Here is a 20,656-nt window from a genome sequence, read left to right on the forward strand (position 1 = left end):
CGCCGATTGCCGGCCCGGGTGTGGTTCGCGGGCCTCTTCGCAACCCCCACGCCGTCTCATCGACGCTCTCGCCCAGCAGTGCACGACCGTACGACCACCCCCCACATGCATGAACCCCTCGCCGTCGCGGCCGAGCGATGACCAGGACGCCCGCTCCGCGCGGCCACGGCCGCGGCGCGGCGAGGGGTGACCGGCCGCAGGAGAGGAAACCCATGTTGAAGAGGCTGTTACGTTCCCTGCCTCCGTTAGTTCTCGCCGCCGGCCTGGTGGCCGCCGGCGGGGCGACCCCGTCCCTGGCCTCCACGACCGACGCGGCCTTCGACCAGGCGGCCGGGGCACTCAACGTGGACTATCCGGCATACATGTCCAAGCACGACATCGTCTACAACCGTCCCAACACCAACCCGATCCAGGGCCTGACCGTCGGCAACGGCCGCACCGGGGCCATGGCCTGGAACCAGAACGGCCTGTCGATGCAGGTGTCGGGGGTGGACCTGTCGCCGCAGTCGACCTACGCGGCCGGCCTGGTCAACCTCAGCACCACCCCGGCCATGGACACCGGGTACACCAACTTCCAGCAACGGCTGTCGCTGTACGACGGAACGCTGACCACCAAGTACGACTCCAACCGGACCGTGACCGTGATGGGGTCGCCGAACTCCGAGGTCATGGGCATCCACGTCGAGGACGGCCGCTCGGGCGTGTCCAACGTGGCGTTCGACCTCAGCATGTGGGACCCGGCCACCGTCCAGAACATCGCGGACGTGCCCGACCTGAACACCTGGCGGACGATCTCCACCTTCTCCGACGCCAATGTGGCCGGCTTCAGCAGAGGCCAGACCGACGCGGGAGGCTTCGGCTACAGCCTGGCCGCCACCGTCGAGGGCGCGAACTTCACCACCCAGGTCGTGGACGGCAGGAAGGTTCGGCTGAACATCACGCCCACCTCCAGCTACACGATCTGGTTCACCGCCGCCAGCCGGATCAACGCCCCCAACCGTGACTCGGTCGCGCAGGCCCGCAGCCAGCTCGCCTCGGTCAAGAGCACCGGCTACACCAACACGTTCAACAACTACCGCAACTGGTGGCACGCGTTCTGGGCCAAGTCGTTCGTCCAGTACTCCAACGCCTCCGGCGAGGCGGACTACCTGGAGAACGTCTACTACCTCAGCACCTACATGATCGCCGCAGGCGGCTACGGCAACTACCCGATGCACTTCATCAACGGGGTCTTCCGCGCCACCCAGGACAACTCCAAGTGGAGCAACGCCTACTGGTACTGGAACCAGCGGGACGTCTACAACTCCTTCCTGGCCTCCAACCACGCCGACCTGATGAACACCTTCAACAGGCTCTACAGCCGCAACTACACCGCGCTGAAGTCGTACACGCAGACGCGGTACGGGGTGGACGCCCTGTGGGTGCCGGAGACCATGGGCTGGGACGGCAACGCGCGCGGCACGATCAACAGCGACTACACCAAGAACATCCTGACGACGGGCTACCAGGCCGCCTACAACATGTACCTGCAGTACCGCTACACCAACGACACGAACTACCTGCGGGACGTGGCGTACCCGTACATGCGGGAGACCGCGAAGCTCTACAAGGGCCTGCTGTCCTTCGACGGCCCGACCGGCAAGTACTACATGGCGAACTCCAACTCCCATGAGACGTACTGGAACGTCCGCAACGCGATCACCGACCTGGCCGCGGTGCGCAGCATCTTCCCGCTGACGATCCAGGTCAGCCAGCAGCTCGGCCTCGACAGCGGCCTGCGCGCCGACTGGCAGAACATCCTCACCAACCTCACCGCCTACCCGACGGCCAACAACGCCTACCTGCCCCACCAGCCGCCGATCTCGCAGACCAGGAACAACGAGAACGTCGCCTCCGAGCTGATCTGGCCCTACAACATCACCGGCATCGGCTACCCCGACTACCAGACGGCGGTCAACACCTGGAACGCGCGCCCCTTCCCCTACGGCAACGTCTGGTCCAACGACGCGGTCCAGGCGGCGCGCCTCGGCCTCGGTGACCAGGCCTACCAGGGCATGCGCACCATGCTGCAGAAGTACCAGAACCACCCCAACGGCATGACCACCAACACCAACGGCGTCTTCGAGTATCTCGGCGTGCACCTGTCGGCCATGAACGAGTCGCTCATGCAGAGCTACAACGACAAGATCCGGGTGTTCCCCGCGGTGCCGGCCGACTCCTCCTTCGTCGGGAAGTTCACCCTCCTGGCCAAGGACGGCTTCCAGGTCAGCTCCGAGCGAGAGGCCGGCGAGATCAAGTACGTCGGGCTCAAGAGCCTGTACGGCAAGCAGGCCACGGTGGTCAACCCCTGGGGCACCCAGCAGGTCAGGGTGCGCCGGACCTCCGACAACGCCGTCCTGGCGACCAGCGGCGCCGCCGAGATCTCCTTCGCCACCGCGGCGAACACCGTGTACGTCCTGGAGCGGACCGCCAAGCCGCTGAGCGGCTACAGCTCGACCCGGCTGACCGGCACCGCCAACCAGGGCGTCAAGACCCTGCGCAACACCAGCTCCACCCTGGGCCTCGGGCAGACCGGGAACGCGATGGTGAACGACACCGAGCTCACCTACGACGCCAACTGGCACGCCACGAGCAGCAGGGGCTACGGCGACTACAACGACGACACCCACCACAGCAACACGGTGGGCTCGGTCGCCCAGTACACCTTCACCGGGACCGGCATCGAGTACCTCTCGGAGCGCAACGGCGACATGGGCAACGTGGACGTCTACATCGACAACGTCTTCCAGTCCAACGTGAACCTGAACGTCTCCGGTGCCCGGCAGGCCCAGCAGGTCGTCTTCAGCAAGTCGGGGCTGGCCGGTGGGCAGCACACGATCAGGATCGTCAACAAGTCCACCGCGGTCGGCATGGTCGACGCCCTGCGGATCCTCACGCAGACGCCCACCGCCTCGACCGTCAGCCTGCGTTCCAAGGCCAACAACCTCTACGTCAGCGCCGCCGCCGGCTCGCCGCTGATCGCCAACAAGACCTCCATCGGGACGGGCGAGCAGTTCGAGCGCGTCGACCTGGGCAACGGCAACGTGGCACTACGGGCGAAGATCAACAATCAGTACGTGAGCGCCGCCGGAGCCGGCGCCCAGCCGCTGATCGCCAACGCCGCCGCCGCCGGTTCCTGGGAGGCCTTCCAGCTGATCAACAATCCGGACGGCACCGTCAGCCTCAGGGCCCGGATCAACAACCGGCTCGTGTGCGCCGACGGCGGCGGCGCACAGCCGCTGATCGCCAACCGCGACGCCGTCGGTCCCTGGGAGCAGTTCGACCTCATCACCAACTGAGACCCTCGCGACCCGGGCCCGGCGGGACACTCCCCGCCGGGCCCGGCTCATGTCAGGAGAGGGGCGCTCACCGCGTTCCTCTCCTGACGGTGCTCTGCACCTCGCCCACGGGGACGTCGCGGGTGGCGCTCGCCTCAATGGGGTCGTAGGCGAAGGGCACCACGTCGTCCTGAACCGCGACCTCCCAGGCGGAGGTCACCGTGAGCTCGTAGACGTCGCGGGGCAGGTCGACCGAGGCACGGAGGTACCTGACACCACAGCCGAGGTCGTCCTCCGTCGCACCCTTGAAGTACGGCGTGCCGGTCTGGCCGCAGTCCTCCGTGACCACCACGGCGCGGTTCTTGTCGTCCGTCCCCGGGTCGATCTCGATGTTCTTCTGTGTGGCGACCACGGTCGCGCTCATGATTCCCGGGAGCGTCGCGGTCACGGACCTGGTGGTCTCGCCGCCGTTGTCCAGCCAGACCCAGGTGCCCAGGTTGACGTAGCTCTTGGCGTCGGGGTTGAGCTGGACCTTCGGCTCGGGCACGGTCAGCGCCGCCCGGGCGAGGTCGGCGAGATCCTGGAGGGTGATCCCGGCGGGCGGGGTCGTGCCGGGCGGAACCCAGACGAAGGGGTCCAGCGCGCTCCAGCAGGACATCCCATCGGGATCGGCTCCGTTGTAGGCGGGCCCCCACCAGCGGCCGTCCTCGCCGACCTTGTCCTGGAACTGCTTGAGGAACTCCTGGAACTTCTCCTCGGTGGCGCCCGGGGTGAAACGGAACCACCAGGCGCGCACCTCCTGCTGGTTCTCCAGCATGTCGGGGGCGTTCGGCCCGGGTTCGTACCAGCACGGGCGCTTGATCCGGTAGCCGTCACTCGTGCCGCTGGTTCCGGTCCCGGTGATGATGATCTGGGAGTTCTCCAGACGGACCCCCACCGTGCGGCCGCTCTGGAAGCCTTCGCCGGTCGGGGCCCCCGGATCTCCCGAGGCAAACAGGAGCAATCCCGCAACGATCACATTTTCGATCATCGAAGACAACCCTTCGCACGGTCATTGGGAAGTTCGGCGTGGCGGAACAGCTTGATCCGCCGGACTCCGTCGTCGCCCCGCCCGATTCCGACGGATTGGAAGAAGGGCTTCCGGGTCCAGTCGGGCTGCACGGGGACCGCTTTGCCCGTCGACGAGTACACGAGACGCATCTCCGACTGGTCCACGCACGCGTCGAGCTGCGCTCCCGGACCGGTGACCGAGCTGACGTTCAGCGCGTACAGCCGGACGGTCCCGCGTACCGACCGGCGCTCGTCCAGGAACTCCTGCACCCACGAGACCGCGTCCCGGCTCGCGCCGTCCGTGACCGTGTCGAGGTAGGCGGTGTCCCGGCCCTTGCTCGCGACCGCCTTGAACACCCCGGCGAAGTAGTCACGGAGGACCTCGATCAGCTCGGTGGTGTCCTGGCCGGGTGCGGCGGGCCACTCGACCACCACCCGCACCCCGGGCGCGACCTGGACCGTCTCCACCTTCGGCGTGGGCACGGCCTGCTGCGAGGACGCCCGGGAGCCGGCGTCGGCGGGAAGATCGATCGGGGTGAACGGCTGGGCGGCCGACGGGGAACAACCCGTCAGCACGATCAGGGCCAGCGCGGTCACAACACGCACATCGATCACGCTAGAAGCGCCCGCCGGGCGAAACCATCGATATGCGCCAATCGGCATGGCTGCGCGCACACCCTTCATCCGACTGCTCGCCCCCGCGTCGCGCATCCGGTGATTCGTCATGATTTCGCGTGCCTTTCCCTTCCGATCCTCCGGCGCGGCTCTCACCTCGGGCTCCGGGCCCGTCCGCCCGGTCATGCCGTCGGCGCCGAGCGCATCCGCCACGAGGGCAGGAGCTCGTCGATGAGGGCCTCGGTCTCCGGCGCCATCCCGCCGCCGTAGGGGTGGGAGGCGGCCCGCCGGTGCAGGGCGTCGGCCACTGCTCCCAGCCGTCCGGGATCGGAGGTCAGGTGGGTGGCCCGCAACAGGTCGCGCCAGAGACCCTCGTCGTCGGCGGCCAGCAGCAGTCCGGCCCGCACCGCCGCCACGGCCTCGTCGGCCTCGCCGTGGGCCAGTCGCACCTCGCAGAGCCGATGCGCGGCGTCCGCGACGCCCGCGGTCACGTTGTACTCCAGGTCGTCGGCGGCCAGCCAGGTGTAGCGACCACGCGGGCGGCCGTTCAGCAGCGGACCCCGTACCAGGTTCAGGGCCTCCTCCAGGAGCCGGGCGCGGCCGGTGGGGTCGGTGTGCGACCTGCGGACGAAGTCGCGGAAGAGCATCCAGTCGGTCCGCACGTCGGGCCCCAGGCGGAGCCGCCCGGACTCGTCGGCGTAGAGGTTGGGCCGTCCCTCGCCGTCGGTGCCCAGCCACGCGACGACCCTGGCGATCGTGGCGTCCCTGACCACGGACTGCACGCCCCGCGGCCAGAGGATGCCGCCGAGCACGACGGGATGGACCCCACCGGGATGGGTCGCCAGGTAGACGACCATCTCGACGGCGAGCACGGCCCGTCCCTCCTCCAGGGGCGGCGGCCCGGTGATCTCGATCGAACCCAGGATCCGCACCTCGACCGAGGGCGTCCGGGTGACCTGCTCCGGCTCGTCGGGCAGGGGCTCGCCCTCGAATCGCCCGGCCGTCAGGAACAGGTCGATCAGCGCCCGGTACTGGCGGCGGGGCAGCAGCTGGGCGTCCACCTCGAAACCGAGCACGTCCACGGCGGCCCGGTCGTTCTCGGTGATCGTCCAGTTCCAGGTGGCGTGCGGGACGTCGCCCGCGATCACATATCCGGCGGCCGTACGGGTGCCCTTCCTGCCGAGCATCGCCAGGCGGCGGCCCTCCTCGGCGCTCGGGGCGATCGCGGACAGCAGGTAGTGCGGCGGCCAGGCCGGGTCGGCGGCGCGTCCGTGGATCCGGCCGGTCAGCACCTCTCCGCCGTGGCCGCGATCACCGGCCTTGGCCTCCAGTTCGGGCAGGACCTCGGCCAGGCTTCCCACGCATCTGATCCTCTCGGGAGCGATCACGGCCAGCTCCTCGCCGAAGCCGACGAGCGTGATGCGCATCCGGTCCGACCAGCGGTTGGTGGCCAGCTCCACCGCGAGCGCGGCGAGGGCGGCGGTGGCCTGGGGGCCCTTGACGCTGATCAGTCCGTGGGCGGCCTCCAGGTCGACGAGCACCCTGCCCTCGCCGTTGGAGCCGAGCGAGACCAGACCCGGATACGGCGCGGGCGCGTCGGCGAGAGCCTGCTCGTCGAGCATCCGGCCCTCGTGCGCGGGGAGCCGCCACACCTGGCCGCCGTCGTGGGCGGCCCAGGGCGCGGGAGCGTCGGGGTCGGGCGGGTGGATCCACAGGTCTAGGGTCTGCGCGGACAGGTGGGCGGCGTAGATCGTGGGCGGGATCCGGTCCTGGGCCGCGAGGGACCTGCCGAGAAGCCGGAGCCCGATGTCCAGCATCCGGCTGCCGGGGGCGTCCGCGCCGAGCCGGAGCGCGACCTCGGCCTGGGCGGCGTCGTCTCTCGGCCGGGTGATCCGGTGCCCGAACGCCCGATGCCAGAGCTGCTCCCTGCGCCTGCGCCCGAGTGCCGCCAGCAGCCCCGCCGCCGCCAGCGAGGCGCCCGCCAGGTAGTCGAGCATCCCCAGCCCGGCGTCCTGCCCCGTGTTCTGGCTCGTGTTCTGCCCGGTGTTCTGGTTCGCGTTCTGGCTCGTGTTCTGCCCCGTGTGGCCGGGCTCGGCCGTCGCTCCCGGGTCCCGGCGCTCGGCGGGACCGCTCTGCCCGCCTTCGGACCTTCCCTCGGGGATGACGGAGGTGTCCGGGGAGACGGAGACCTCGGACGGGGACTCCACCGGGAGGGCCGAGCGGCCGGGATCGACGTTCTGGGTGCGGCCGTCCAGTTTGGCGGGTTTGGTGCGGTGGTCCTTGAGGGTGTCGTCCCGGGGCTGGGACGCCGGGACGACGTGAATGTTCCTGGCGTCGTCCGGCATGTCCAGCACCCACCCGGGCCTGATCAGGTCGGCCATGTGGAGGCGGCTGCCGTCGGGCTGTTCCTTGTGCTGGTTGAGCTTATAGATCTCCGGATAGCGCCGACCGTCGCCGAGACACTTCTCCGCGATCTCCCACAGGCTCTCGTGGTGCCGTCCATGCGGCGGCTGCACCACGTAGACCTTCTTGGCCTTCTCCACCGACACCAGCGGCGCCCGCTCCTCGGCGGCCGGTGAGGACATGGCGTACAGGGCGGTCGCGACGGTGGCGGGCCGGGCGGGCGGGCCGGTCAGCTTCGCGATCGGGACGACCACCGCCGACACCGTGAACAGCAGCAGGACGGCCGAGACCAGCCGGTTGGCGAGCAACTGGGTGCCGCCGGACAGTGGCACCCTGGCCGGCATGCCGACCCGGCGCAGCCCGGCGTAGATCTCGACGATCACGCAGACGACCAGCTGAGCCCACGCGAGCCAGACCAGCAGCACGAGGATCGCGGTGATCGTGCTCGTGCCCACCTGGCTGGTCAGCAGGTCGAGGTTGAGCAACTCAGGAGGAAGCGGCGGCCCGGCCAGCCGGAGCAGGGCGTAAGGGACTCCGGCGATGAGTGCGACCAGGACGACCAGCGCGCCGAGTCCGGCCAGCAGGTCGCCCGGGGTGCGCTTGGGCTTGATACGTACGGGCTGTCGCGTGGGCATTCCTCTCCCTCCTCGTCCAGATTCGTGGCCGGTCATCCGGCGGGCCCGCGGTTCACGGCAATTGGTCTTCCCCGGTGTCCGGACCGGCGGTGGCCGTGGCCTCCATCTCCGAACCGGGGAAACCGAAGGCGGCGAGGAAGAACGCCTTCCAGCTGACGGAGACGCTCACCGTGACCTCGGCCTGGCCCGGTTCGACCGTGCACTCGGGGGGCTGAATGTCCTCGCCGTCGTGGGCGGAGACGATCTCCTCGGCCTTTTCGCAGACCGTGGCGCCCTCCAGTAGCCGAGCCTGGCCGGTCTCACGGAGATACTCGACGTCGACCTGGTCGGCGGCGGCCCTGGCGGCCTGCTCGGCGACGTCGGCGGCCCGCAGCCGGGCGTTGATGGCGGCCCCGCCGTCCACGAGAAGCCCCGCCAGCAGGAAGACCACCACGGAGAAGAGCACCGTGAAGATCGACATCGATCCTCGGTCGCCGCGGCGGCTCCCATCGGCGGCTCCTCGAACGGACGCGCCACAAGCACGCGGCGGCGACGCCCCCGCCCTGGCACGCCCGGATCCACCGGAAGCACGCGGCGGCGACTCCTTCGCGTCAACGCGCTCCCCCGGACGCCCGGGTCCACCGGAAGCGCGCGGCGGTGCTCCGCCTTCTCCAGCGAGATTCAATCCTCGACCCTCCGGTACAGCTCAAGCGGGACCACCGAGTCGCCCGTCATCTCCTTGGCCGCGCCGAAGCCGAGGAACGCGAGGTCCAGCGAACAGGTCACCTCGACCCGGACCCGTCCGCCCTCCGTCCAGTCCGAACCGGTCAGGCTGACCTCCGGCTCGCACTCGCCCGACAGCGCGGCCTCGGCCGCCTCACCGGCCGCGGTCTCGGCGTCGGACTGGGTGCGCTCCACCGAAGCGGCCCTGGCGGCGTCCCTGGCCGCTCCGTTGACCTCGCCCTGAGCCTCCACCACCCTTCCCGCGCCGACCAGGAACAGCAGGAACAGCAGGAAGACCGGGGCGAGCAGCACCGTCTCGGCGCTCAGCGACCCGCGTTCGCCGTCACGCCGCCGCCCGGACCGGCCGGCGGCGCCTTCCCGATCGCGTTCCCGCTCGGGGCCGTGATCGCATCCATGGGCGCGGCCGGAGCGGAGCTGGGAGATCACGGACATCCCTCACCGTCGCCGTTGTCCTCGTCGGGGCGGAAGCACTCGATGGGTCCTCCGAAGCGGGCGGTGACGGTGAACGTCGTGGAGGGCAGCAGCGGGATGACCTGGACCGCCGTGGCGGTGATCTCGACGCCTCGCTGGTCGCCCTCCTGCCAGGTCTCGACCGTGGCGCCGTCGAGGAGCTTCGGACCGATGGCCTTGAGCAGCTCGTCGGCCCGCTCCTTCGCGCCGGTCTCCCAGTCGTCCGTGTCGATCCGGGCCAGCCGCGCCCCTTCCCTGGCCGCGGCGTCGGCCACCTGGCGCCCGTGGAACCACAGGGCCGACTGCACGATGAGCAGGATGACGACCAGCACCACCGGCATGATGATCGCCAGCTCGACGACGGTGGCGCCCCGCTCCCGGTCGCTACCCCTGGTCACCGACTTCACCGCCACCACCACCGCCGCCACCGCCGCCGCCGCCGCCGAACTGTTCCTCGATCTCGCCCTGCTTCTCCTCCACCAGGGTCCTGATGAGCGCGGCGAGACCGAGCGCCACCCCGGCGATGATGGCGGTGATGATGACCCACTCGACGGCGGAGGCTCCCCTGGTGGGGGCGTTGCGGGCCTTGTCGATCCGCACGTTCAGGAAGGCGACCGTATAAACGATCCACGGATGGTTCAGCATGGTCAGGACCCCAACATCTTCATAGCGGCCGGGAAACTCAGAAAGATCACGAAGCCTGCGCAGAGCAGAAGCTGGGCGACGAGCATCGACTGGGACCGCTCGCCCGCCTTCCCCTCCACCTCGGCGAGCTCGCGCCGCCGCATGGTCGCGGCGCGGGCGGTCAGGGACGAGCGGACCTTGGCACCGTCGTCGGCGACCAGCCCGAGTGCGGCGGACAGGTCGCGCAGCTCGTCGACGTTGATCTCGTCACCGAGCTGGCCGAGGGCCTGCCAGGGGGTGATGCCGACGATCCTGGCGTTGCCGAGCGCCTCGCGGATCCGGGACATCGCCCAGTTGGTCCCCTCGTCGTCGGGCCCGGGACTGCCCACGGAGACCGCCATCATCAGCGCCTCGGGCACGCCGCGCCCACCCGCGAGGTTCATCGCCACCAGGTCCAGGAAGGAGCCGACGACGTGCCGGAAGTCGCGGCGCATCCGGGCGGCGTCCCGTTTGATCTGCAGGTCGGGCAGGACGAAGAAGAGCCCGGCGACGATGAGCGCGGCCCACAGCGGGATGGTGAGCGAGACGCCCCACTCCATCAGCACCAGCCAGCCGAGCAGCAGCGGGAACGCCAGCAGCCCGGAGACGGCCAGCAGCACCTTGGTCGCCAGGAAGCCCTCGAACGACTTGCCCAGCAGCGCCAGATCCGCCTTCGCCGAGCGGACCTCCCAGCCCCTGGCGGCGTAGAAGCGGGCCAGCCGTACGCCCAGATTCCGCCGGAACGCGCTGACCTCCTCGTCGGGCAGGATGAGCCGCGCGGCCGAGGCGTTCGTCCCCTCCCTGGCCGCGTCCAGCGCCAGCAGCCGCGTGACCAGGCCGGGGCGGGCCGGGAACAGAGCACGTATCAGCAGGAACAGGCCCAGTCCGAGCACCGCTCCCGCGAGCAGTTCCTCAGTCATCGCGCACCTCACCTCCGGAGGGCAGGCCCAGCAGGCGGGCGGGCTTGTCGAAACGGGCCAGCCGGCGCATCCAGGCGAACCCGGCGCCGAAGAACCCGGCGACGACCACGAGTACGGCCTGGCCGAGGGTGTTGTCGTACTCCTCGACGTAGGAGGGGTTGAACACGACCAGCAGGGCGGCGAAGGCGACGGCCGTACCGACCACGATCTGGGCGCTGCGCCGGGTGGAGCGACGCTCCGCCTCGACCCGGCGGCGCATGTCGAGCTCCTCGCGGGCCGATACGGCCAGCGCGCCGAGCACGTCGCGCAGACCGGGGCCGCGCAACTTGGAGTTGAGGATCAGAGCGGCCACGACCAGGTCGGCCGAGGGGTCGTCGAGCTCGTCGGCGAACAACCGGAGCGCGTCGGGCAGCGCCATCCGGGTGCGCAGGCGGTCGACCAGCGCCAGCAGGTGCGGGCGGAGCGTGGGGGCGGCGGCCCGGATGGAGGACGGGATCGCCTGTTCCAGACCCGCCGCTCCGGCGATGGTGTCGCGGAGCGACTCGGTCCAGGCGGCCAGCCCCTCCAGCTGACGCATCGCCGTGCGTTCGGAGGCCGCGCCACCGGAGAGGCCCTTCCATCCGATCGCGAGAAGCACGGCTCCCACCGCCATGACCGGCCATCCGGTCACCACGAGCACGACCAGCCCGGCGATGGCGCCCACGGCGGAGCGGGTGGACAGCGCCCGGACGAACTCGCGCCTGCCGGCCTTCCGGTTCGGGGTGGCCTGTTTGGGGCGCATGCCGTACAGGGCGAGGACGAGCAGGAACAGGCCGGCGCCCACCACGGCCCCGGAGAGCAGCACCAGCGGGTCGAACAGTCCCGGCGGGATGGGGATCATGCCCAGCCTCCCGGGTCGTAGCCGTGACGGGCGAGCTCCTCCATACAGGACAGGGGGGCGTGCGGGACGAGCTGTCCGTCACGCGACAGGGCGAACACCTCCGAGGAGAGCACCCTGCCGTCCACCCCGGCCACCTCGCGCACGCTCGACACGAAGCGGCGCAGCGTGCCGCCCGCCGCGTACTCGTTGCGCTTCTCCAGGAAGACCACGAAGTCGATCGCGCCCGCGATGAGCATGTGGGTGGCCTCGATCGGCAGGCGTTCGTTGGCCTGAAGCGCGTAGGTGGCGATGCGGTTGAAGACCTCCATCGAGGAGTTGGCGTGGATGGTCGACAGCGAGCCGTCGTTGCCCTGGGTCATCGCGTTGAGCATGGTGACGATCTCGTCGCCGAGGACCTCGCCGACGATCACCCGGGACGGGTTCATGCGCAGGGACCGGCGGACCAGCTCCGCCATGCTGATCTCGCCCTGGCCCTCGGAGTTGGGGAGCCTCTGCTCGAAGGCCACCACGTTGGGATGGAGCTCGGAGAACTGGTCGAGGCCGAGCTCCAGGGCGCGCTCCACGGTGATGAGTCGTTCGGAGGGCGGGATCTCGTTGGCCAGGGCTCGCAGCAGGGTCGTCTTTCCCGCGTTGGTCGAGCCGGAGATCATGATGTTCTTCCTGGCCGCCACGGCGGCGGCGAGGAAGCGGCCCAGCTCCGGGGTGAGGGTGCCGTTTCCCACGAGGTCGCTGAGGAACACCTTGCCCAGCCGGGAACGGCGGATGGAGACGGACGGCCGGACCGTCACGTCCATCACCGCCGAGAGCCGGGAGCCGTCGGGAAGGCGCAGGTCGAGCTGGGGGTTGGCGGTGTCGAACGGCCTGCTGGACAGACCGCTGTAGGCGGCGAGGATCTGGATCAGCTCGACAAGCTCCTCGTCGGACTCGGCCACCGGATCGCGCATGATCTCCTGGCCGTCGGCGTAGCCGACGAAGACCCGGTCGCAGCCGTTGATGTCGATGTTCTCGACCTCGGGGTCGTCCAGCAGCGGTTGGAGGCGGCCGACGCCGAACAGCGCGGCGTGGATGCCGGCGGCGAGCGCCTCCTCCTCCTCCGCCGTGGGAGGGGTCCTGCCGATGCCGATCTCACCGCGGGCGAACTCCTCGAGCACCTGCGCGATCAGCGCGCGGGCGAACTGGCGCTCGTCCTCGCCGGTCATCGGCACCAGGCCGTTGGCCTGGTCCAGGCGACGCTGATGGGCCAGCCGGTCGCCGACCTCCTGCCTGAAACGCTTCACCAGCGTGTGGTCGATGGTCACGGCCTCGCCTCGCTCGGCGGCTCGACCCGCGAGTTCGCGGGGCGGCCCCCGGCACGGAGGATCGCCGGCCCACCCCCGGCACTCGGGGTCGGCAGGCCACCTCTGGCGCTCGGGGTCGGCAGACCGCCTGCGGTACGCGGGGTCGGCAGAGCGGCCACGGCGCGTGAGTTCGCCGGACCGGCTCCGGCGCGACGGCTCATTGGACCGGCTCCGGGGCGCGGACCTGCGCCGTGAGACGACCGGCGAGCTCGCGGGCGGTGCGGATCAGCAGCGAGCGGTCCAGGCGTCCGCCCCACTGGCCGCGCAGCAACTCCGCGCCCTTGGGGTCGTGGGCGAGCCCGCTCACGAAGGCGACGCTCCTGCCGGTGGCGGCGACGATGCGGCGGACCTCGTCGATCGTCGTGCGGTACTGGCGGGGGTCGGCGATCACCACCACGCCGACCTGGGGATCGCGCGGCATCACCTGGAGGCGCTCGCGCAGATGCGCGACGTGGTCCAGGCTCGCCCTGGTGAACAGCACCACCAGCGCGGCCTCGGCTGTCAGTTCGGCCAGCTGCGGGTGCCCGCCGAGCCGGCCGCAGTCGGCCAGCACGTCCGCCTGGGGCAGTGCGGCCAGCGCCCGGCCGAGCGGGCTCCAGAGCCAGGTCAGCCCAGCCGCCTGCTCTCCGTGGGTCAGCCCCGCCAGGACGTCCAGGCCACCGATGATCTTCTGGGTGTGCTCGTAGACCTGGTCGGGGTGCAGGCCGCGGCGGGCCGTGGCGCCCAGGGTGAGCAGGCCCCTGCTGGGGTTGAGCACGCCGCCGTCGGCGGCGGGGAGGCGATAGGCGAGGTCCCCTCCCGCCGGATCGCACTCGGCGAGCAGCACCGGGCGCGGCCAGACCGCGCCGAGTGCCGTGGCCGCCGTGGTCACGCCCGGCGCGCCCTTGTCGGCGGCCAGCACGATAAGCGCCACGTCAGCGCGCTCCGGGTAGCTCGGCCAGCGCGATCTCACCACTGGAGGCGTAGGCGACGACGGTCGGCGAGATCGAGCTGTCCACGATCACCGTGACGCGACCGGTCGATCCGCTGCTGCCCGGTGTCCCGACCTGGTCGACCAGGGCGCTCTCGGCCAGCACCCTGCTCTGCGCGGTCGAGGTGCCGCCCCGGCTGGGCACGTAGACGATCTGGACCCGGTCGCCCCTCTCCAGGGTGCCCGGCGACTGGCCGGGTTTGAGCGACAGGCCGACCTGCGCCTTCCCCGGGCCCAGCTCCCTGCTGGAGGAGACCACCATCTCCCTGGTGAGCAGGGTTCCGGGGATGAGGGTGACCCGGGCGAAATTCTCGGCGACGCGGGCGCGGTCGGCCCAGGCGACGTAACCGATGCCGGTGTCGGCGATCTGGACCTCCCTCATCACCGCCTCGGTGAAGGGCTGGCCCGCGCCGACCTGCCGGGTGATTCCGATCGCGGAGACACGGTCTCCACTGCGCAGGACCAGCAGGGTGGTGGCGAGGGCGCCGCCCAGAATGAGCAGAACGGCTAGGGCGGCGAGCGCGGGTTTGCGCTCGCGCGGGGGCACGGGAAGTTTGCGCGACGCAGGCCCTGAAAGGGTGCCCGCCGACATTTGCCTGTCGGCGTTCACCGGGACACGGCCCGTTGGCTTCTCACTGGTCCTCATGGGTAGGGGGACTCCCAGAGTGATCATAAATATGGGGACTACTGGTCGAATTTACGCCATTATGCGCACCATGCCGACGAGCTGCCGGACAAAAGCCAGTACCCATGCTCGTTTGATAGGAACACGTCTGTCAACGTCGCTTCAGAAGAACATGACGTTTTGGCTAGATGACAGGATACTTATCTGGGTGATAAGGACTGTTATTAACTCTCACAACAGTCGTCACACCATTTACACGCGTCATTTCGGATCGGGCTTCGACCTCGCTCCCTTCTCCCCCGCCAGGCGCGCACTTCCCATACGATTTCAATGCGCCTCTCATCGCCCCGAACTCGCTCAAACGCGCCGCCTCGAAGGCATGACCACGTCGTTCAGGTGCCGAGCGCCGGATACGGGACGTATCAGACCCCCCACCGCGACAGTCGAGCGCCCGCGACGCGGGGTCGCCGGACGCGTCGCCGCCGCACCGGCGACGGGAAGGGTCCTCGGTAGCCCGCGTCGCGCGGCGACCGGACGGGCCACGGCGACCTCCGAGGTGACCTCCGAGGTCAGCGCGTACGCCGGGCTCCCGGAGGAGAGGACCGGCGAGCTCCGGGCCAGGATCCGCACCCGGAGGAGGCCCACCTCTCGGGGGAGTTTTCCACAGCCTCGTACGGCGAAGCCCCCGCTGGTCAGAAGCATTGAAATCATCAAATGCCCATCTAGACCGGCATAATCGCCCAACACCGCCCGACAGTTGTCCACAGGCTGGGACGTTTTCCACATAGCAGGCGGTGACTCATCGCATTGCCGCAAACAACCTCTCCAGAGCCGCCCGCACTATGTACCTTGGATCGGGGGCCTGACCCGAGGAGCGGCGATGCGGATCATGCTCACCGTGCTCAGCGAGCACACCGACCGCGATGTCGTGGTCGAAGGCGACGAAACGACCACGGTGGCGCGGCTCGCGGAGGCACTCGCCGGGCAGGCGGGTGAGCGGCCGACCAACGTGGTCCGCCTGACCCGCAGCAAGGCCCCCTACGGGCTGGGCCGCGACTCCCCCGCCGCCGAACCCCCCACCCTCTGGCTGGGCGGCCGGCCCCTGCCCCCCACCGCGCCCGCGCTGGGCCTGCTCCGTGACGGCGACCTCGTCACCCTCGAACGCGCCCTCGCCGGGGTCACCCTCACCGAGGAACCCGGCGGCATCGTGGAGATCCGGGTGATCGGCGGTCCCGCCGCCGGTTCCGTGCACCGCCTCAGCCTCGGCGTCCACACCATCGGCTCGGACCCGGCCTGTGCGGTGTCCGTCCCCGACCCCCTGCTGTCCGGCGAGGCGGCCGTGGTGCGGCTCACCCCCGACGCCATCACCGTGGAGCCCGCCGAGGGAGGCGGGCAGTACGCGCAGCGCGCCCCCCGCCTGGACCGCGACCCGCTGGAACGCGCCGAGCCGTGGCCCGAGCACGCCCTGCTGACCTGCGGCGCGACCGTGCTGACCCTCAAGACCGTCGAACCGCCCGACGCCCACCTGGACGCCCAGTCCGACGGCGGGCTCGCCTACAACCGGCCGCCCAGGTTCCGGCCGCCGGGAGGCGGGCGGCGCTTCGAGGTCCCGGCCGAGCCCAAACGCGCCGAGACCATGCGGCTGCAACTGCTGACGGCGTTCCTGCCCGCCGGGCTGGGGGTGGCCATGGCCTGGGCCTTCCAGATCTGGTACTTCCTGCTGTTCGCGCTGATGACCCCGATGATCGTGATCGGCCAGTGGTGGAGCGACAGGCGGCACGGCCGCAAGCAGTACCGCCAGCAGATCAAGCGGTACAGGGAGCGGCTGAAGGCCTTCGAGGCCACCGTGGAGCAGGCCCGCGCCGACGACGAGACCGCCCGCCGTACCGCGGCGCCCGACCCCGCCGAGGTGCTGCTCACCGCGACCGGCCCGCGGCGGCGGCTGTGGGAGCGGCGCGACCACGACCCCGACGCGCTGCGGCTGCGGGTCGGCCTCGCCGACCTCCCCGCCGACCTGGAGTTCGTCCCCGAACGCGCCGCCCCGATCGAGACCCCGATGCCCGACCCTCCCACCTGCCACGCGGTGCCGGTGGCCCTGGCCATGCGCCGCCTGGGCGTCGCCGGCCTGACCGGCCCCCGGGAGACGACGGCCGGGCTGGCCCGCTGGCTGGTCGGTCAGGCCGCCACCCTGCACAGCCCGCGTGACCTGGCGATCGTCGTGCTCTCCGCGCACGGCGACGGCGAAGAACGCTGGAGCTGGGTCCGCTGGCTTCCGCACTGCGCCCCGCGCGGCGGCGAAGACTGCGTGGTCCTGGTCGGCGCCGACCCCGAGGCCGCGGCCCGCAGGGTGAGCGAGCTGGCCACGCTGATAGAGGAGCGTCTCGACGAGAACGACGGCTCGGTGAGCTCGGCGATGAGGCCGGCCCGGATCCCGTCCGGCTGGAGCGACCTCGGCGGCGCGGAGCAACCGCTGGCCGCCCCCGTCTACGACGAGCGCCCGTACGACGTGCTGGTCGTCCTGGACGGCGCCCAGGTCCTGCGCGCGCTGCCCGGCATGCCGCAGGTGCTCCGCCAGGGCCCCCGTGCGGGCGTCTACACCCTGGCCGTCGACGGCGACCAGCGGCTGCTGCCCGAGGAGTGCGCCACCGTGGCCGCGGTGACCGCGGACGGCACGGTCCGGCTGCGCGGCGGCGGCCTGGACGACCTCGGCGAGATCCTGGCCGACCAGGTGTCGGCCTCCTGGTGCGACCGGCTCGCCCGCTCCCTGGCCCCGATCCGCGACGTCAGCAGGGACGACTCGAACCTGGCCCTGCCCGGGTCCGCACGGCTGCTGGACCTGCTGGAGCTGCCCGCGATCTCGGGGACGGCCCTCGCCGGACGCTGGGGCCGCGGCACCGAGGCCGTGGTGGGAGTCGGCCCCGAAGGGGCGTTCTCCGTCGACCTGCGCCGGGACGGACCGCACGCGCTCATCGCGGGCACCACCGGCGCGGGCAAGTCCGAACTGCTGCAGACCCTGATCTGCTCGCTGGCGGTGACCAACCGGCCCGACGAGATGACGTTCGTGCTGATCGACTACAAGGGCGGGGCCGCGTTCAAGGAGTGCGTACGGCTCCCGCACACGGTCGGCATGGTCAGCGACCTCGACGGCCATCTGACCCAGCGGGCCCTGGCCTCCCTGGCCGCCGAGATCCGCCGCAGGGAGCGCCTGCTGCTGTCCGCCGGCGCGAAGGACATCGAGGACTACCACGAGCTCCGCGACGCCCGGACGGCCCGCGCCTCCCGCGACCTGCTCGTCGCCGGCGGCGGGCCCTCGGTCAGGTCCCTGCGCGGACGTTCGGAGCCACCGCCCGCGCTGCCCCGGCTGGTGCTGGTCATCGACGAGTTCGCGGCCATGGTCAGCGAGCTGCCCGACTTCATGACCGGGCTGGTCGACATCGCCAGACGCGGCCGGTCGCTCGGCATCCACCTCATCCTCGCCACCCAGAGACCCGGCGGCGTGGTGACCGCCGACATCCAGGCCAACACCTCGCTGCGGATCGCGCTACGGGTCACCGAGGCCTCCGAGTCCGCCGACGTCATCGACCGTCCCGACGCCGCGCACATCTCCAAATCCACGCCCGGCAGGTGCTACGTGAAATCCGGCGCGGGCGGGGCGACGGCCGTGCAGACCGCCAGGATCGGCGGGCGGAGCCCCGGCGCCTCCAGCGAGGTCAGGGTCCGCGTGACGGAGCTCGGCTGGCGGGCTCTGGGCCATCCGCTGTCCGCGCCCGACCCGGCCCTCGACGGATCCCCTGTCACCGACCTGTCCATCCTCACCGACGCCCTGGTCGACGCCGCCCGCATCGCGGGGATCCCCGAGCAGCCGAGTCCCTGGCTGCCGCCGCTCGCCGACCTCGTCGTCACCCCCGCGTTCCCGGACCTGTCCGGCGACGCGCTGCCGTACCGCGCGGGGGTCGAGGAGGTGCCGCCGCTCGCGTTCGGAATCACCGACCTGCCGTGGGCGCAGGACCGCCGGGCGCTGGAGCTGGACCTCGCCCACGGGGGGCACCTGCTCCTCGCGGGCGCCTCGCGGAGCGGGCGGTCCACCGCCCTGCGCACGCTGGCGGGGGCGATCGCCGCCGGCGCCTCCCCCGACGACGTGCACGTGCACGCGATCGACTGCGGTTCGGGGGCCCTGCTGCCGCTGATGGCGATGCCGCACTGCGGGGCGGTGGTGACCCGCGACCAGCTCGACCGGGTGGAGCGGCTGCTGACGCGGCTCCGCGCCGAGATCGGGCGGCGGCAGCAGCTCCTCGCCGAGGCCGGATACGCGTCGCTGGCCGAGCTGCGCGCCGTCCAGGGAGGGCCGCGGCTGCCGTGGCTGGTCCTGATGCTCGACCGGTGGGAGGGATTCGTCGCCGCGTTCGAGGGCTACGACTACGGGCGGCTGATCGAGTCGCTCATGCAGCTGCTCAGGGAGGGCCCGGCGGTCGGGCTGCGGGCCGTGGTGACCGGCGACCGGTCCGCGCTGATCGGGCAGATCTCCACGGTCTTCGACGACCGGCTGATCCTCCGGCTGGCCGATCCAGCCGACTACGGCCTGGCCGGGCTGCCCGTCAAGGACCTGCCCGCCTCGCTCGCCCCCGGCCGCGCGCTGTCCATCGGCGAGCACGGCATCACCGAGAACCAGATCGCCCTGCTCTGCGACGACCCCTCGGGACCAGCCCAGGTCGCCGCGCTCCAGGCGCTGGCCCGGGCGGCCCGCGAGATCACCGCGGAGCCCCCGATGCGGGTGGACGCGCTGCCCATGCGCATCACCGTGGCCCAGACGCTGGATCTGGCGCCCTCCTTCAAGCCGCCGTCCCCGCTGTGGGCGCTGCTCGGCGCCGGAGGCGACTCACTGACCCCGCTCGGCGTCGACCTGCTCGCCCACGGCCCCGGCGCGGTCATCGCGGGCCCGCCCAGGTCCGGCCGGTCCTCGGCCCTGCTGACCGCCACCCAGTCCCTGCTCTCCCGCGGCATCCCCACGGTCCTCGTCACCCCCCGCCGCAGCCCGCTGTGCACGCTGGTGGACGCGCCGGGCGTGCTGGCCGTGCTCGACGCGAACGGCGACCTGAACGAGGCCGTCGCCGGGCAGGAACGCTACGTCGTGATCGTCGACGACGCCGAGCTGATCGTCGCCGATTCGTCCCTCGGCATGGCCCTGGAGCAGGTGCTGCGCACCGGCAGGGACGGCGAGCACGGCCTCATCGTCGGCGGCAGCACCGGCGATCTCGCCACCGCCTACCGCGGCTTCGTCGCCGAGGCCCGCAAGGCCCGCACGGGCCTGCTCCTGTCGATCCAGAGTCCCGCCGACGGCGACCTGTTCACCGTCCGGCTGCCTCGCGGCGCGGTCGGCGGCCCGCCCGGCCGCGGCCTGCTGGTCACCCTGGGCTCGGTGGTCCCCATCCAGACCGCCATCACCTGACGGGGCACTCGCCCACGAACGCCCGGCCCGGTCCGTGGGCCGACCGATCCCCGGCCCGATCCGTAGGCCGACCGACGCCAGGCCCGGTCCGTGAGCCGACCGACGCCCGACCCCTGGAAACCGGCGAACGCCCCGGCCCTCAAGGGCCGGGGCGTTCTGGCGGATCAGCCGGTTCGTGCGCCTAACGCGTGGCGGACTCGATGTTTCCTCGGTAGGTGTTGATGACCCGGGAAGCCTCGGCGAGCTCCTCGGACATACGCTGGAAAGCCGCGCGGTAGTTCTGCCAGGCCTCGCTGAAACGCTGGGCGCCCGGGCCGGTCCAGGCGGTGCCGACCTTTGCGGCCTCCCGATCGAGGGCGGCCATTGTGGCCCTCACCTGGTCCGCCTGCTGGGTGAACTGGGTGGCCATCTGCTGCATTTCCGCGGGATTGCCGCCGAGCAAGTTCTGGCTCATGCCCGTCTCCTTCGGGATCGGTGTCGAGGGGTCACCAAACGAAATCACGATAGGGGAGTGGATCACAATGATTTCGACGTTATACCGAGCGGATATGGACCTTCTCGCACACGCGGACGGGCTGGTTCGCCTCTTTATCTTGAATTTTCGCGATGCGGGGAGTTATTA

Annotated in this window: 15 protein-coding genes; 2 read left to right on the forward strand and 13 right to left on the reverse strand. The window is 71.0% G+C overall.

Annotated elements, in window-relative coordinates:
- Positions 1-212 precede the first annotated feature (212 nt).
- Positions 213-3,338 carry a glycosyl hydrolase family 95 catalytic domain-containing protein gene (locus J2853_RS28135; RefSeq protein ID WP_307563126.1) on the forward strand — a complete coding sequence of 1,042 codons (3,126 nt, stop codon included), beginning with the start codon at positions 213-215 and terminating at the stop codon, positions 3,336-3,338.
- A 67-nt stretch (positions 3,339-3,405) separates the two neighbouring features.
- Here J2853_RS28135 and J2853_RS28140 read toward each other — a convergent pair whose 3' ends face one another.
- From J2853_RS28140 to J2853_RS28195, 12 genes are all read right to left on the reverse strand, one after another.
- A complete protein-coding gene (locus tag J2853_RS28140; RefSeq protein WP_307563127.1) occupies positions 3,406-4,347 on the reverse strand; it encodes a hypothetical protein in 942 nt (313 codons plus the stop codon).
- Positions 4,344-4,973 carry a hypothetical protein gene (locus tag J2853_RS28145; RefSeq protein WP_307563129.1) on the reverse strand — a complete coding sequence of 210 codons (630 nt, stop codon included), beginning with the start codon at positions 4,971-4,973 and terminating at the stop codon, positions 4,344-4,346. The genes J2853_RS28140 and J2853_RS28145 overlap by 4 nt, the downstream gene beginning before the upstream one ends.
- A gap of 191 nt (positions 4,974-5,164) precedes the next feature.
- A complete protein-coding gene (locus J2853_RS28150; RefSeq protein WP_307563131.1) occupies positions 5,165-8,020 on the reverse strand; it encodes a BTAD domain-containing putative transcriptional regulator in 2,856 nt (951 codons plus the stop codon).
- 52 nt (positions 8,021-8,072) lie between these two features.
- Positions 8,073-8,480, reverse strand: a complete 408-nt coding sequence (locus J2853_RS28155) for a pilus assembly protein TadG-related protein (RefSeq protein WP_307563133.1) — start codon at positions 8,478-8,480, stop codon at positions 8,073-8,075.
- A 200-nt stretch (positions 8,481-8,680) separates the two neighbouring features.
- A complete protein-coding gene (locus tag J2853_RS28160) occupies positions 8,681-9,175 on the reverse strand; it encodes a TadE/TadG family type IV pilus assembly protein (RefSeq protein WP_307563135.1) in 495 nt (164 codons plus the stop codon).
- Positions 9,166-9,591, reverse strand: a complete 426-nt coding sequence (locus tag J2853_RS28165) for a TadE family protein (protein WP_307563137.1) — start codon at positions 9,589-9,591, stop codon at positions 9,166-9,168. Before J2853_RS28165 ends, J2853_RS28160 begins: the two co-directional genes overlap by 10 nt.
- A complete protein-coding gene (locus tag J2853_RS28170; RefSeq protein ID WP_307563138.1) occupies positions 9,578-9,838 on the reverse strand; it encodes a hypothetical protein in 261 nt (86 codons plus the stop codon). Before J2853_RS28170 ends, J2853_RS28165 begins: the two co-directional genes overlap by 14 nt.
- A gap of 2 nt (positions 9,839-9,840) precedes the next feature.
- On the reverse strand, positions 9,841-10,776 hold the full coding sequence (locus J2853_RS28175) for a type II secretion system F family protein (RefSeq protein ID WP_307563139.1): 936 nt from the start codon (positions 10,774-10,776) through the stop codon (positions 9,841-9,843).
- Positions 10,769-11,656 (reverse strand): type II secretion system F family protein, encoded by an 888-nt coding sequence (locus J2853_RS28180; protein WP_307563141.1) that lies wholly within the window; start codon positions 11,654-11,656, stop codon positions 10,769-10,771. The genes J2853_RS28175 and J2853_RS28180 overlap by 8 nt, the downstream gene beginning before the upstream one ends.
- Positions 11,653-12,954 carry a TadA family conjugal transfer-associated ATPase gene (locus tag J2853_RS28185; RefSeq protein ID WP_307563143.1) on the reverse strand — a complete coding sequence of 434 codons (1,302 nt, stop codon included), beginning with the start codon at positions 12,952-12,954 and terminating at the stop codon, positions 11,653-11,655. Before J2853_RS28185 ends, J2853_RS28180 begins: the two co-directional genes overlap by 4 nt.
- Before the next feature lie 196 nt (positions 12,955-13,150).
- On the reverse strand, positions 13,151-13,906 hold the full coding sequence (locus J2853_RS28190) for a hypothetical protein (protein WP_307563145.1): 756 nt from the start codon (positions 13,904-13,906) through the stop codon (positions 13,151-13,153).
- 1 nt (position 13,907) lies between these two features.
- Positions 13,908-14,510 (reverse strand): CpaB family protein, encoded by a 603-nt coding sequence (locus J2853_RS28195; protein WP_307563147.1) that lies wholly within the window; start codon positions 14,508-14,510, stop codon positions 13,908-13,910.
- A gap of 958 nt (positions 14,511-15,468) precedes the next feature.
- Between J2853_RS28195 and J2853_RS28200 the strand changes: the two genes are divergently transcribed.
- Entirely contained in the window at positions 15,469-20,034 is a 4,566-nt protein-coding gene (locus J2853_RS28200; RefSeq protein WP_307563149.1) for a type VII secretion EssC family protein, read from the forward strand.
- Positions 20,035-20,215: 181 nt separating this feature from the next.
- Here the strand turns inward: J2853_RS28200 and J2853_RS28205 are convergent, their stop codons facing one another.
- Positions 20,216-20,488 (reverse strand): WXG100 family type VII secretion target, encoded by a 273-nt coding sequence (locus J2853_RS28205; protein WP_089209855.1) that lies wholly within the window; start codon positions 20,486-20,488, stop codon positions 20,216-20,218.
- Positions 20,489-20,656 lie beyond the last annotated feature (168 nt).

It is taken from the genome of Streptosporangium lutulentum (genome assembly GCF_030811455.1).
Taxonomy (GTDB): Bacteria; Actinomycetota; Actinomycetes; order Streptosporangiales; family Streptosporangiaceae; genus Streptosporangium; species Streptosporangium lutulentum.